The sequence below is a fragment of the Pseudomonas alkylphenolica genome (assembly GCF_004025535.1).
Lineage (GTDB): Bacteria > Pseudomonadota > Gammaproteobacteria > Pseudomonadales > Pseudomonadaceae > Aquipseudomonas > Aquipseudomonas alkylphenolica_A.
Genome location: NZ_QJRG01000047.1, coordinates 256,296 through 270,571, shown reverse-complemented (window position 1 = coordinate 270,571; position 14,276 = coordinate 256,296). Strand labels below are relative to the sequence as shown.

The 14,276-nt window shown below is 62.1% G+C and carries 11 protein-coding genes; 5 read left to right on the top strand and 6 right to left on the bottom strand.

Annotated features, from left to right (window positions below; translation table 11 throughout):
• Positions 1-81: 81 nt before the first annotated feature.
• Together DM813_RS16560 and DM813_RS16555 are read right to left on the bottom strand one after the other, a co-directional pair.
• Complete coding sequence (locus tag DM813_RS16560; protein WP_128324470.1) at positions 82-1,011, bottom strand: electron transfer flavoprotein subunit alpha/FixB family protein; 930 nt, start codon at positions 1,009-1,011, stop codon at positions 82-84.
• Positions 1,012-1,761, bottom strand: a complete 750-nt coding sequence (locus DM813_RS16555; RefSeq protein WP_128324469.1) for an electron transfer flavoprotein subunit beta/FixA family protein — start codon at positions 1,759-1,761, stop codon at positions 1,012-1,014.
• 543 nt (positions 1,762-2,304) lie between these two features.
• On the opposite strand from DM813_RS16555, the gene DM813_RS16550 reads away from it, so the two are divergent.
• Positions 2,305-3,969: an electron transfer flavoprotein-ubiquinone oxidoreductase gene (locus DM813_RS16550; protein WP_128324468.1), complete on the top strand. Its 1,665-nt coding sequence runs from the start codon at positions 2,305-2,307 to the stop codon at positions 3,967-3,969.
• 168 nt (positions 3,970-4,137) lie between these two features.
• Here DM813_RS16550 and DM813_RS16545 read toward each other — a convergent pair whose 3' ends face one another.
• From DM813_RS16545 to DM813_RS16535, 3 genes are all read right to left on the bottom strand, one after another.
• Complete coding sequence (locus tag DM813_RS16545; RefSeq protein WP_128324467.1) at positions 4,138-5,463, bottom strand: MFS transporter; 1,326 nt, start codon at positions 5,461-5,463, stop codon at positions 4,138-4,140.
• Between the two features lie 105 nt (positions 5,464-5,568).
• Positions 5,569-6,045 (bottom strand): histidine kinase, encoded by a 477-nt coding sequence (locus tag DM813_RS16540; RefSeq protein WP_128324466.1) that lies wholly within the window; start codon positions 6,043-6,045, stop codon positions 5,569-5,571.
• A 178-nt stretch (positions 6,046-6,223) separates the two neighbouring features.
• Positions 6,224-6,700, bottom strand: a complete 477-nt coding sequence (locus tag DM813_RS16535) for a sigma-70 family RNA polymerase sigma factor (protein WP_128324465.1) — start codon at positions 6,698-6,700, stop codon at positions 6,224-6,226.
• A 257-nt stretch (positions 6,701-6,957) separates the two neighbouring features.
• Between DM813_RS16535 and DM813_RS16530 the strand changes: the two genes are divergently transcribed.
• From DM813_RS16530 to DM813_RS16520, 3 genes are read left to right on the top strand one after another with little or no spacing between them, the layout of a single operon-like run.
• Positions 6,958-8,133: an efflux RND transporter periplasmic adaptor subunit gene (locus DM813_RS16530; protein WP_128324464.1), complete on the top strand. Its 1,176-nt coding sequence runs from the start codon at positions 6,958-6,960 to the stop codon at positions 8,131-8,133.
• Positions 8,134-10,101: a MacB family efflux pump subunit gene (locus DM813_RS16525; protein WP_128324463.1), complete on the top strand. Its 1,968-nt coding sequence runs from the start codon at positions 8,134-8,136 to the stop codon at positions 10,099-10,101.
• A 3-nt stretch (positions 10,102-10,104) separates the two neighbouring features.
• Positions 10,105-11,541 carry an efflux transporter outer membrane subunit gene (locus tag DM813_RS16520; RefSeq protein ID WP_128324462.1) on the top strand — a complete coding sequence of 479 codons (1,437 nt, stop codon included), beginning with the start codon at positions 10,105-10,107 and terminating at the stop codon, positions 11,539-11,541.
• Here the strand turns inward: DM813_RS16520 and DM813_RS16515 are convergent.
• Entirely contained in the window at positions 11,518-13,140 is a 1,623-nt protein-coding gene (locus DM813_RS16515; protein ID WP_128324461.1) for a twin-arginine translocation signal domain-containing protein, read from the bottom strand. The genes DM813_RS16520 and DM813_RS16515 overlap by 24 nt on opposite strands.
• Before the next feature lie 143 nt (positions 13,141-13,283).
• On the opposite strand from DM813_RS16515, the gene DM813_RS16510 reads away from it, so the two are divergent.
• A complete protein-coding gene (locus DM813_RS16510) occupies positions 13,284-14,255 on the top strand; it encodes a siderophore-interacting protein (RefSeq protein WP_128324460.1) in 972 nt (323 codons plus the stop codon).
• The last annotated feature ends 21 nt before the right edge of the window (positions 14,256-14,276 follow it).

Below are 14,276 nucleotides of genomic sequence, written 5' to 3'. Positions count from 1 at the left end.
AAAAAGCCCGGTCCCGGGGCTGTGCAAGACTCGCTTGCACAGCCCGCATGGACCGGGCCCTTTATAAGTGAAGCAGCGGGATTAAACCAGCTTCTCCAGCTCAGGTACGGCTTCGAACAGATCAGCAACCAGACCGTAATCGGCAACCTGGAAGATCGGCGCTTCTTCGTCCTTGTTGATCGCTACGATCACTTTGGAGTCTTTCATGCCGGCCAGGTGCTGGATCGCGCCGGAGATACCGACGGCGATGTACAGTTGTGGCGCAACGATCTTGCCGGTCTGACCGACCTGCATGTCGTTCGGTACGAAACCTGCGTCGACCGCAGCGCGCGAAGCGCCGACGGCAGCGCCGAGCTTGTCGGCCAGGGCGTACAGGTGCTTGAAGTTGTCACCGTTCTGCATGCCGCGACCGCCGGAAACGACGATTTTGGCAGCGGTCAGCTCAGGACGGTCGGACTTGGCCAGTTCTTCACCGACGAAGGACGACTTGCCAGCGTCGTGCGCAGCAGCCACGGTTTCAACCGAAGCGCTGCCACCTTCGGCGGCAACGGCGTCAAAGCCGGTGGCACGAACAGTGATGACTTTGACGGCAGCGTTCGATTGCACGGTGGCAATGGCGTTACCGGCGTAGATCGGACGCTTGAAGGTGTCAGCCGACTCTACCGAGATGATCTCGGAGATCTGGTCGACGTCCAGCAGCGCGGCAACGCGTGGCAGGATGTTCTTGCCGTTGGAGGTGGCCGGTGCCAGCACGTGGCTGTAACCCTTGCCCAGCTCGGCAACCAGCGGCGCGACGTTTTCCGGCAGCTGGTGCGCGTAAGCGGCGTTGTCGGCAACCAGTACCTTGGCAACGCCAGCAATCTTGGCGGCAGCTTCAGCAACACCGCCGACATTCTGGCCAGCGACCAGCACGGCGATGTCACCACCGATCTTGGCGGCAGCAGCAACAGTGTTCAGGGTGGCCGGGGCAACGGCACCGTTTTCGTGTTCAGCGATAACCAGGATAGTCATTTAGATTACCTTCGCCTCGTTCTTCAGTTTCTCGACCAGTTCAGCAACCGACTTGACCTTGATACCCGCGCTGCGAGCAGCTGGCGCTTCGACTTTCAGGGTCTTGTTGGTGGAGGCGGTGGAAACGCCCAGCGCGTCTGGAGTAACAGTTTCCAGCGGCTTTTTCTTGGCCTTCATGATGTTCGGCAGCGACGCATAGCGTGGCTCGTTCAGACGCAGGTCGGTGGTGACGATCGCTGGCAGGTTCAGCGCTACAGTCTGCAGGCCGCCATCGATTTCACGGGTGACATTGACCTTGTCGCCAGCCACTTCGACCTTGGAGGCGAAGGTGCCTTGGGCGAAGCCGGTCAGCGCAGCCAGCATCTGGCCAGTCTGGTTGTTGTCGCTGTCGATGGCCTGTTTGCCAAGGATCACCAGCTGAGGCTGTTCCTTGTCGACAACAGCCTTGAGCAGCTTGGCCACGGCCAGCGAGGTCAGCTCTTCAGCCGACTCGACCAGGATGGCACGGTCAGCACCCAGTGCCAGGGCAGTACGCAACTGTTCCTGAGCAGTGGCCGGGCCGACGGTAACGACGACGATCTCGGTCGCCACGCCTTTTTCTTTCAGGCGTACGGCCTCTTCTACGGCGATTTCGCAGAAGGGGTTCATGGACATCTTGACGTTAGCAAGGTCGACGCCGGAGTTGTCCGCCTTGACGCGAACCTTGACGTTATAGTCGACCACTCGTTTGACAGCTACAAGAACCTTCATGGATTCCTCGTTACTCTCCGGTGAAAAGAATGTCGCCTGGGGCAAACCCGGCGATTGCGCGTGGGTACAAGGGCACCTCTAAAAACGATGGCAGTCGGCAGAATTCAACCCTGACCCAGCAGTCTCGATTCGACCTCACAGCAGCAAAACCCGTGAGTCATTTTCTGTCGTGGTGTGTAAACTCCACTACAAAGCGGGTTGCGGCCCTGCTGCACTGCTTTTCGCCTGGTTTTTAGGGGTGCACCTGCATCCGGCGGTCAGCCTACGGCGAGCGCAAAACCGCTCGTATCTTGACCGTAACGCCCAATCCGGTCAATACGGCAAACCGGCCAGATTCATGCCGTGCGTCTTTGATTTTACTGGGCTGCGGCAAATTCAAACAAACGTTTGTATTGGACCCCGCGAGTGGTGTAGATATAATGCGCGGCCAAGAGAAAGCGGTGTAGTCCGTCATCGCTCGAGCTACAGCTTGAGCCTCAGTAAATGACCGCCTGACACCCGCCAACAAAAGAAAACCGATGAGCCTTGAGTAGGAGAGAACCTGTGGAACGCGAATACATGGAATTCGACGTGGTCATTGTCGGCGCTGGCCCGGCTGGCCTGTCCGCCGCCTGCCGATTGAAGCAGAAGGCCGCCGAAGCCGGTAATGAAATCAGCGTCTGCGTGGTCGAGAAAGGCTCCGAAGTCGGTGCCCATATCCTCTCCGGTGCGGTGTTCGAACCGCGCGCCCTGAACGAACTGTTCCCGGACTGGAAAGAGCTGGGCGCCCCGCTCAACACCGCAGTCAAACGCGACGACATCTATGTGCTCAAGGATGCTGGCAGCTCGGTCAAGGTCCCGGACCTGTTCGTGCCCAAGACCATGCACAACGAAGGCAACTACATCATCTCCCTGGGTAACCTGTGCCGCTGGCTGGCCCAGCAAGCGGAAAACCTGGGCGTGGAAATCTACCCGGGCTTCGCTGCCCAGGAAGCCCTGTTCGACGAAAATGGCGTGGTCCGCGGGATCATCACCGGCGACCTCGGTGTCGACCGTGAAGGTAACCCGAAGGACGGCCTGTACACCCCGGGCATGGAACTGCGCGGCAAGTACACCCTGTTCGCCGAAGGCTGCCGTGGTCACATCGGCAAGCAGCTGATCAAGCGCTTCAACCTCGACAGCGAATCCGACGTCCAGCATTACGGCATCGGCCTGAAAGAAATCTGGGAAATCGATCCGGCCAAGCATGAGCAAGGCCTGGTGGTGCACACCGCTGGCTGGCCGCTGGATGTCATGGCCAAGGAAAACACCGGTGGTTCGTTCCTCTATCACCTGGAGAACAACCAGGTGGTGGTTGGCCTGATCGTCGACCTGTCCTACAGCAACCCGTTCCTGTCGCCGTTCGACGAGTTCCAGCGCCTCAAGCACCACCCGGTGATCAGCCAGTACCTCGAAGGCGGCAAGCGCATCAGCTACGGCGCTCGCGCCCTGGCCAAAGGCGGCCTGAACTCGCTGCCGAAAATGGTCTTCGCCGGTGGCGCCCTGATTGGCTGCGACTTGGGCACCATGAACGTGGCCAAGATCAAGGGCAGCCACACCGCCATGAAGTCCGGCATGCTCGCAGCCGACGCGGTGGCAGAAGCCCTGCTCGCCGGTGGTGAAGGTGGCGATCAGCTCAACAGCTACGTCGACGCATTCAAAGCCAGCTGGCTGTATGAAGAGCTGTTCTCCAGCCGTAACTTCGGCCCGGCCATGCACAAGTTCGGCCCGATGCTCGGCGCGGCGTTCAACTATGTCGACCAGAACTGGTTCGGCGGCAAACTGCCGTTCACCCTGCACGACACCAAGCCGGATTACGCCTGCCTGAAACTGGCCGCCGACTCGAAGAAAATCGATTATCCGAAGCCGGATGGCAAGTTGAGCTTCGACAAGCTCAGCTCGGTGTTCCTCTCCAGCACCAACCATGAAGAAGAGCAACCGTGCCACTTGAAGCTGGCCGATGCCGGCATTCCGATCGGTACCAACTTGCCGCTGTACGACGAACCGGCGCAGCGCTACTGCCCGGCCGGCGTGTACGAGGTGGTGACCCAGGAAGACGGCAACAAGCGCTTCCAGATCAACGCCCAGAACTGCGTGCACTGCAAGACCTGTGACATCAAGGACCCTTCGCAGAACATCACCTGGGTCACTCCGGAAGGTGCCGGCGGCCCGACTTACCCGAACATGTAAGTCAGCACCCGATAAAAAGCCCCCTCGCCTTGCGGCCAGGGGGCTTTTTTTTGCTCGGAAATCTGTAGGAACAACTGTCTTTGCAGGGGCGGATTTATCCGCGAAGGCCCACTGCACAAGCCCCAAAAGGGGCTGCTACGCAGTCCATAACAGCGCTCCGGTGCAATGTCACAACACATTAAGCGATGGCTGCGGCGCCTCATCCTCGCAGTGTTCAGGTTCCGTCGCCGCAAAATACACAGCCGTCAACAGCCCCACAGCGCCCATGATGAAACTGAACCCCACGCACACCCACGGGCTCCAGGGCATCAGTGCAATCAGCATCAACGGCGTGGTACTGGCCCACAACGCATAGGCGATGTTGTAGGTAAAGGAGATGCCCGAGACGCGGATAGGCGCCGGGAACAAGCCGACCATCACCGACGGCACCACCCCCACGACACCGCAGGCAAGGCCGGCCAACGCATAGGCCAAGCCGGGCCATTCCCAGCCCGAGACCAGGCTGGCGTACAAAGCGCCAACACCCAGCGGCAGCAGCAGGCTGTAGAGCATCAGTGCACGCCAGGCACCCACCCGGTCGACCAGCAGGCCGGCGAGCACGCAGCCGATATTGAGAAAGACAATGCCGACGCTGCTCAACGCGAAGGTGTGACCCGCGCTCATGCCAAAGCGCTGCTGCATCACCGTCGGCGTGATCACCACCAGCACCACCACCGCCGAGGTCAGCACACAAGTCAGCAGCGCCGCCGGCAGCAACGCCCGGCGGTGCTCGGTCAGCACCGTGCGCAACGGGAAAGCCACCGGCTGTTCGCGGCGCTCACGCAAAGCCAGAAACACCGGGGTTTCGCTCAACCAGCGGCGCAGCCACACCCCGAACACCCCGAACACGCCGCCCAGCAGGAACGGGAAGCGCCACGCATAATCGAGGATCTCTTGCGGCGTAAACAGTTGCGCCAGCGCCGTGGCCGTCAAGGCGCCCAGCAGGTAACCGAAGGTCAGGCCCGCCTGCAAGAAGCCCAGTGCGTAGCCGCGCCGACCGGCTGGCGCATGCTCGGCAACGAACACCCAGGCGCTGGGCACTTCACCACCGACTGCCGCGCCCTGGAAGATACGCAGTGCCAACAGGATCAGCGGCGCAAAATAGCCGATCTCGGCGTACGTGGGCATGATGCCGATCAGCAGGCATGGCAAGGCCATCATCAGGATGCTCAGGCTGAAGACTTTCTTGCGCCCCAGATGATCGGCGAAATGCGCCATGAGGATGCCACCCAGCGGCCGCGCCAGGTAACCGGTGACAAAGATCCCGAAACTCTGCAGCAGGCGCAGCCACTCGGGCATCTGTGGCGGAAAGAACAGCTGGCTGAGCGTCAGGGCGAAGAACACGAAAATGATGAAATCGTAGATTTCCAGTGCGCCGCCCAAAGCCGCCAGGCTCAAGGTCTTGTGGTCACTGCGCGTCAGGCGCAGGGCTGGCGTCGGCAGGGTGGCTGTCATAGGGGCATCCGTTGATCATTGGGCAGCAGCGCAGCAGGCGCGCGAACAAGCGCAAGAGGATAGCAAACCCGTCCCGGCGTTGCTGGCTGATGCCACGTTTGAGTATTAACGGGAGAAAATGGTGGGTGCGAACCCCAACCGACGCGGGTAACCACCAAAGCTGGTGCGCCGCGACACGTCCGGCAATTGCCCGATCACCTTGGGCATGTCGATGATTGCCATGAAGCCCTGCAGGGTTTCGTTGTCCGGGACCTTGGGCAGGCTGACATTCACCGCCTCGCGCTGGCCGCTGGGGATGGTGGGTACTTTCAGGTGCTGGGACTCGTACAGCAAGGCGTGCTGGATCTGTGGATTGACCCGGCAGAATCGGTCCAGGTCGACGCCGACATGGCTGGCCAGGTCGATGTTGCCTACCAGCAGGTTGAACGGTTGCAACGCACTTTGCACCAGACGCTGCAGGTCTTCGAACGACTCGACCGGGGCAATGCGGAAGTACCCCATGCCATTGAGCATTTTTTCCAGTTGCAGCAACTGCATCGGATGTTCATCGGCAATCAGGATGCGCATTGATTTGTTAGGCATCATCAGTGACCAGGGCAGAGAGCGTTAGCGACGTTCCTCGACCAGACTGCGCCAACAACTCGACTACGGGCTTGTGGCGGACACTTCGCCAGCTTCAGGGTCTTTACTGATAGTTGTTGGGAAACCCGCATAAATCAAGGATCCACATGACAGAATTTTCATGTAGCCGGTGATGGCACTATGACTCCCATTGCCGCATGCGGGTGCGGCAGTGCTTCATTGCGTTGACGATGTGCTTTTCCACCAGGCTGCTGGAAATGCCCAGGCGTTCGGAAATGTCCTGGTGGGACAGGCCTTCAAGCTTGCGCAGCAGAAAACTCTCGCGGCACGGCCCGCTCAATTCATCAAGGGCGCGCTGCATCAAGGCCAGGCGCTGACGCAGGTCCACGTCCTGGGATGGCGCGGGGGAAAAGAAGCGCTCATCTGTGTCCAGTACCTCCAGCGGCTCGACCTGCCGCAACAGTCCGCGGCGATGACCATCGATCACCAGGTTCAAGGCGGTACGGTAGAGAAACGCCCGCGGATGCTCGATATCACTCCCACCCGACCGTTCCAGCACCCGGGTGTAGGCATCATGGGCGACGTCTTCGGCGGCCTGCCGGTTACCCAGGCGGGCACAAAGGAAACTCACCAGTTCGCGATAGTAGTTTTCCAACACAGTACCTGGCCGCGACACGCGGAGCATGCCTGAAGTTTGCCGAGTGGGTCTGGATGATGGCAGTTTTCGATAATACAAATTATAAGTATTCTCAGCAAGCTGGGCTTATCGGAGCCTTCCTGCCTGACCCTCGGAACAAGATGACTGCCAGCCAACAGTGGTATGGGTAAATTCTTCAGCAAGGCCCTCGTTTACCTGGGAGCCTCCCATGCCTGTCCTGCCTGCAAGGCCCCATCCACTGGCTGGAACCCTAGATGAGACGTTCTTCACTTACTCGCCGCGTAGTGCTTTGCGGCTTCGGCCTGCTGACCCTGGGCACGCTGATCGCCTGGAAAGCCCTGCCCGCCGGCGATGACTCGCTGAACACCGTGAGCGTCACTCGCCACGATATCGAGAGCAGCGTCACCGCACTGGGCACCCTGCAGCCCAGGCGCTACGTCGACGTCGGTGCCCAGGCGTCGGGGCAGATCCGCAAACTGCATGTAGAAGTTGGCGACCAGGTCAAGGAAGGCCAGCTGCTGGTCGAAATCGATCCATCAACGCAGCAGGCCAAACTCGACGCGGGGCGTTTCTCGATCGACAACCTCAAGGCCCAGCTCGCCGAGCAGCAGGCTCAATATCAGCTGGCCGAACACAAGTACAAACGTCAGCGCAACCTGGCTGCCGGTGGCGCCACCCGCGAGGAAGACGTGCAAAGCGCCCAGGCCGAACTCAAGGTCACCCAGGCCCGCATCGACATGTACCGCGCCCAGATCCGCCAGGCCCAGGCCAACCTGCGCAGCGATGAGGCCGAGCTCGGTTACACCCGAATCTATGCACCGATGGCCGGCACCGTCGTCGCCGTGGATGCCCGCGAAGGCCAGACCCTCAATGCCCAGCAACAGACACCGTTGATCCTGCGCATCGCCAAACTGTCGCCGATGACCGTCTGGGCGCAGGTATCGGAAGCCGATATCAGTCATGTCAAACCCGGCATGTCGGCGTACTTCACCACCCTGGCAGGCGGCAAGCGGCGCTGGACCAGCACTGTACGCCAGATTCTGCCGGTACCTCCCAAGCCTCTTGACCAATCGAGCCAGGGAAGCGGGAGCCCGGCCAGCACCAGCGGCAGTAGCGCCAGCAGCAAAGTAGTGCTGTACACCGTGCTGCTGGATGTGGACAACCCCGATAACGCCTTGATGGCAGAGATGACCACCCAGGTATTTTTCGTCGCCGGCCGCGCCAGCAAGGTGCTGACCGTGCCGGTGGCCGCACTGAACGAGGGTGGTGGCGACAACCTGCGCATAGCCCAGGTGCTCACTACCCAGGGCAAAGTCGAGCAACGCCAGGTGCGCACCGGGCTGAGTGATCGCCTGCGGGTGCAGGTGCTTGATGGCCTGGACGAGGGCGAACGATTGTTGATCGGTGCACCTGCAGGCAGCGGAGGTTGAATGATTACGCCGCTGATTGAACTGCGCGAGGTCCGCAAATCCTACGGGGGCATCGACACGCCCAAGGTCGAGGTCGTACGCGGCATCAGCCTGTCGATCCACCCGGGGGAATTCGTCGCTGTCGTAGGGGCTTCTGGCTCCGGCAAGTCGACGCTGATGAACATTCTCGGTTGCCTGGACCGACCGACGTCAGGCGACTATCTGTTTGCCGGAAAAAACGTCGCCGAGCTGGACAGCGACGAGCTGGCCTGGCTACGCCGTGAAGCGTTCGGCTTCGTCTTCCAGGGCTATCACCTGATTGCCTCGGGCACAGCCCAGGAGAACGTCGAGATGCCGGCCATCTATGCCGGCACACCCGCGACCGATCGCCACGCCCGCGCCACCGCCCTGCTCGATCGCCTGGGTTTGGCCAGCCGCACCGGCAACCGTCCGCACCAGTTGTCCGGCGGTCAGCAGCAGCGGGTGTCGATCGCCCGGGCGCTGATGAACGGCGGCCACATTATCCTCGCCGATGAACCCACTGGTGCTCTCGACAGCCAGAGCGGCGCCGAAGTCATGGCCTTGCTCGATGAGCTGGCAAGCCAGGGCCACGTAGTGATCCTGATTACTCACGACCGCGAAGTCGCCGCACGGGCCAAGCGGGTGATCGAGATCCGCGACGGCCTGATCCTCAGCGACTCGGCCAGTGAACACGCCCCTGAACACACCGGCGATCCAGGCCTGCAAGCCGCCGACCTGCGCCAGCGTCTGGACCAGGGCGCCACGCAACGCGGCGCCTGGAAAGGCGAAATGATCGAGGCCCTGCAGGCCGCCTGGCGAATCATGTGGATCAACCGCTTTCGTACCGCACTGACCTTGCTCGGCATCGTCATAGGGGTGGCATCGGTAGTAGTCATGCTCGCCGTCGGCGAAGGTAGCAAACGCCAGGTCATGGCCCAACTGGCCTCCTTCGGCTCCAACGTCCTCTACCTCAATGGCAGCATGCCAACCCTGCGCGAGCCTGCCGGGGTCATCACCCTGGACGATGTTGCCGCCGTGGGCACCCTGCCCCAGGTGAAAATGATCATGCCGGTGATCGGCAACAAATTGATGGTGCGCTATGGCAACAACAACCAGGAATTCTATGTCGGCGGCAACAACACCTATTTCAGCGAGATCTTCAATTGGCCGGTGGTCCAGGGAAGCTTCTTCACCGAAGCCGACGAACAGAGCGCTGCCGCCGTCGCCGTGATCGGCCAGAAAGTCCGGGAAAAACTGATGGGCCCTCACGTCGACCCCATCGGTCAGTACATCCTGGTGGAGAACGTGCCGTTCCAGGTGGTCGGCGTGCTTCAAGGCAAAGGTGCCAGTTCCGGCGACCAAGACAGTGACGAACGTGTCGTCGTGCCTTACGCCGCTGCGGCCATTCGCCTGTTCGGCAGCCACGACCCGGCGTACGTAACCATTGCTGCCGCCGACTCGGGCAGGGTGGCGGAAGCCGAAGCGGCCATCGATGCGCTGATGCGCAAGCTGCACAACGGCAAACATGACTTCGAGCTGACCAACGATGCTGCACTGATCCAGGCCGAGGCCCGCACGCAGAACACCCTGTCACTCATGCTCGGCGCCATCGCGGCGATTTCGTTGCTCGTCGGGGGGATCGGCGTGATGAACATCATGCTGATGACCGTGCGTGAACGTACCCGGGAAATTGGCATCCGCATGGCCACCGGTGCCCGCCAGCGCGACATCATGCGTCAGTTCCTCAGTGAGGCGGTGCTGCTGTCGATGGTCGGCGGCCTGACCGGTATCGCCCTGGCGATGCTGATCGGCGGTGCCTTGCTGCTCGGCAACATCGCCGTGGCCTTTTCCTTGACGGCCGTGCTCGGTGCCTTTGCCTGTGCAGTGATTACAGGGGTGGTGTTCGGCTTCATGCCCGCACGCAAAGCTGCCCGCCTCGACCCGGTCAAAGCCCTTACCAGCGAATAATCCATGACCTTGCCCAGCCGTCTCAGTGTGTTGTCCATCAGCCTGTTCATCGCCGCCTGCAGCCACAAACTTCCACCCGTGCAAAGTGGCCTGCAGGCGCCTGGCGCCTGGCAGGGCCAGGCTGCCCCGGTGCAGCAGCCACTGCCACAACAGGACTGGTGGCAGCAGTTTTCCAGCGTTCAGCTCAACCAGCTGATCGAGCGCGCCCAGCGCAACAGTTTCGACCTTGCCGCCGCCACGGCCAGGGTGCGTCAGGCACAAGCCTCGGCGGTGATCGCCGGTGCGCCGTTGCTGCCTGAGGTCACCTTCGGCCTCGATGCCAGCCGCCAACGACTGTTGCGTGGCGACGGCTTCGAGCAGCTGGATGCGAGCAGCAGCGAGCGCACCAGCACCTCGTTCAACACGCGCCTGAGCGCCAAGTACGAGATCGACTTCTGGGGTGGCAACGCCGCCGCCCGTGACAGCGCCGAGCAAGAGCTTGGCGCCAGCCGCTACGATCGCCAGACCGTCGCGCTGACGCTGCTCAGCGGAGTCGCCAACAGCTACCTGCAAAGCCTGGCGCTGGCCGAGCAAGTGCGCATCGCCCGGCTCAACCTGGCCAATGCGCAAGATGTGCTGCGCCTGGTGCAGACCCGTTACGACTCGGGGTCGGCCACCGCGCTGGAACTGGCCCAGCAACGCAGCCTGGTAGCCGGTCAGGCGCGCCAGGTGCCGTTGTTCGAACAGCAACTGCAGGAAGCCCGGGTTACCTTGGCAGCCCTGCTCGGCGAACCCGTGCAGCAGTTGCCACCGACCCGCGAATCGATAGGCCAGGTGCGCTGGCCGGAGATTGGCAATGGCGTGCCGAGCGACCTGCTCAGCCGCCGCCCGGACATCGCCGCAGCCGAGGCGCGCCTCGCCGCCGCCCAGGCCAACGTACAAGTGGCGCGCGCAGCAATGCTGCCGAGCCTGACCCTGGGTGCAGACCTGGGATCAGGGGCCGACACCTTCGCGCAGATCCTGCGTAGCCCCTACTACACCCTGACCGCAGGCCTGGCCGCCCCGGTATTCAACAATGGCCGCTTGAGTGCCGAGCGGGACAAGGCCCAAGGCAGGCAAGACGAGCTGTTGCAGAACTATCGCAGCAGCATCGTTGCCGGCTTTGCCGACGTCGAGAAAGCCCTCAACAGCATCAGTGGCGTCGACCATCAACGGCAATGGCAGGATGAGGAAGTCGAGCAGGCGCGTACCGCGTTCACGCTCTCCGAAAGCCGCTACCGCGCCGGTGCGGAGACCTTGCTGACCGTGCTGGAAACCCAACGCACGCTGTACCAGGCTCAGGATCAGCAGGTTCAACTGCGCCTGGCGCGCTTGCAAGGCAGTGTGGCGTTGTACAAGGCGTTGGGCGGGGGTTGGCAGGTGCCGGCACCACCGCTGTCAGGAAACGATCCCCCGCAATGACAGGTGTCGCGCATACCACGGGCGCTGCGGCACACGCCGGACCAGGTCACCGATCTTGTCATCTTCGCCAAAGGTAATGCGCAGCGCGAGCTTCATGGTCTCGACATCCATCTCCACCGACTTGCCGGGGAAGGCACCGGGGAGCGTACTGCAGCCATGGGTCACCGGCCCCAGCCAGGGGTCGTCGACCTCGACCCAACGCCCCGGAGCAAACCACTGCACGCCGCTGACCTCACGCCTGCGAACCTGCCCCGGGTTGTGCCGTTCATGGGCGCGGTACCAGTCTTCGATCCGGTCGTCGATCCAGCCATGGAAGCCCCAGAACACCGGGTTCACATGCGATGAAAACGGATCGCCAAGAAAGTCGTTCTCGGCACCGAACCAGCGCGCCGCAAAATCAGCCGGATCGCGCGCAAAGGGTAGCGGCGCGCCATTCATGGGATCGCGGGGTACCGACGCCCAGGTCATGTGCAGCCAGTCATGCAGGTTCATCTCCAGCTCCGAGCCGAACGCGCCAAGGGTCAGCTTCGACAGGTACAACGGGTCCCGGTACTGGGATTCCCACACCTGAAAGTTGCTGCAGAAGGTTTCCCGCGCCTTGATCGCCGACACCCACAGGCCATAGGCCTCATCGCCCGGCGCCTGCCAGGTCGGTGGTACACAGTAGCCGCTGTGATTGTCGAAGTAGCGCGCAAAACCCTGGCGATCCTGGTCGACATCAGGCTTGGGCAACGGGAAGTGCCGCCAGGAGGGCAAGTCCTGCATCGTGCGGGCGGTGCCGAGCATGTGCCGGTGCATGAACAGAAAGTCCTCGCCGGAGCCGTTCCTGTGTTTGCGCGGGCCACGGGCATCGCGCTCATGGTCACGCGGGCCGGGTTGCCAGCCCAGCCCGCGCAAGGCGCCCTGCTTCGCTTCCGGCAAGCGGTACCACTTGTCACGACTGGCATGCCAGAGCTGGTGAAACAGGCGATGCTCGGCACTGATCAGCCAGGCCTGCAATTGCGGCGTATAGGGCAAGCGCTCGCGGGCTTCGGGGAACAGGCGCTTGACCGCAACAAAGTGGCTGTCGAGCAGCGGCAAGGCCATCGAACGATCCAACGGTTGCAGGCGACCGCTCAAGGTACCGCTGCCAGCATTGCCAAAACTGCCCCAGACTTCATCCAGGCTGGCGACGCACTCGTAATCGGTTCCGCCCCCGGTATTCAACAAGCGCCAGCGCACCTGGGCGGTAGATGCCCCCACCAGATCGCCGAGCACTTGATAGGCCACCGGCCCCGGCCCTTCGAGGCGGCTTTTCTCATCGACGAAACCACGCAGCCCTCGCCCCTTGCCGGCCACGTCCAGGTACATCTGAACGCCAGCCGCAGGCAAACCGCCAAGCCCGCCCTGGTCGCCGCTGAACTGCAGGTCCCAGACGCCACGCAGTTGATCGGCCAGGTGCTGCCCTGCGGCATCGGCCAGTTCAACACTGGCCTCGCCCGGTGTGACGATGTCGTCTTCAGGATCATGGGTCAGTTCTTTATGCGCGTAATAGACCGCCGGCACTGCGGCACCCGCCACTGCCAGACCTGCCATGAATCCTCGTCGCGATATCGTCATTGTTCTACCCGTGTCCGCCATGAAGCAGGCTTTATCCAAGCAAGGACGTATCCTGAGTCGGGAAATTTAAGGCGGCGCAAGCGGGGTTAATTCAGCGACGTCGGGATTCGTTTCTCAGCTGTATTCCTTGAAAGGGTCTCCCCATGTCCTCCCCCGCTTCCCTGGCCAATGCCCTGGGCCACGGCCTGCGCAAGCTGGTTGGCAAACCGGCCAAACCCAGCGCCTATCGCCTGTTCGATGTCCAGCTCAAGGCGATCATTGCCTTGAGCCCGTCGCTCGCCCGTTACGTGTTTACCGGTGAAGATGTCGCGCAGATGCACACCCTGGCAGCCGACCAGCGCATCAAGATTTTTTTCCCCAGTGCCGATGGCCGGCCACCGCGCCTGCCCAAGGACGGTGCCTGGCAACAGGCCAGGCGCGAGCTGGATGACCAGCACTGCCCGCCGATGCGTACCTACACCCTTCGCAACCTGCGCCGTGACGCGCGGGAAGTGGATGTCGACTTTGTCCTGCACGGCGTCAATGGCCCGGCTTCGGCCTGGGCGACACGCGCCTGCATCGGTGATCGCCTGCAGATCGTCGCACCCAACCTCGCCTTCAAGGGCGACCCCGGCGGTTACGAATGGCGACCGCCCAAAGACCTGCGCTCGCTGCTGCTGGTGGGGGACGAAACGGCACTGCCGGCCATCGCCGGCATCCTCGAACAGATGGCACTGGAGCATGTCGACGTGCCTGTTCAAGCCTTCATTGAAGTGCCCGATGAACAGGACTGCATCGACATGACCTGCAGCGCAGCGACCGAGCTGAACTGGCTACCCCGTGATCTGCTCAACGGCGATCACGGCGAGGCGATGCTGCATGCCGTGCGCGAACTGGCGCGGCTACCGCACATTCAGCACAACGCGGGGAGTGCCGCAGGGCTAGAGGAAGTGGATATCGAGCGGCAGATTCTCTGGGAGCGCGCCGCGCCCGACAGCGGTGAGTTTCATGCCTGGATTGCCGGTGAATCCGCTGCGGTGATGCGTATTCGCCGCTACCTGATCAGCGACTGCGGCCTGGATCGCAAGGCGCTGACACTGATGGGCTATTGGCGCGCCGGACGCACTTTCGACTGACTGAGCTGGGCCCGATGCATT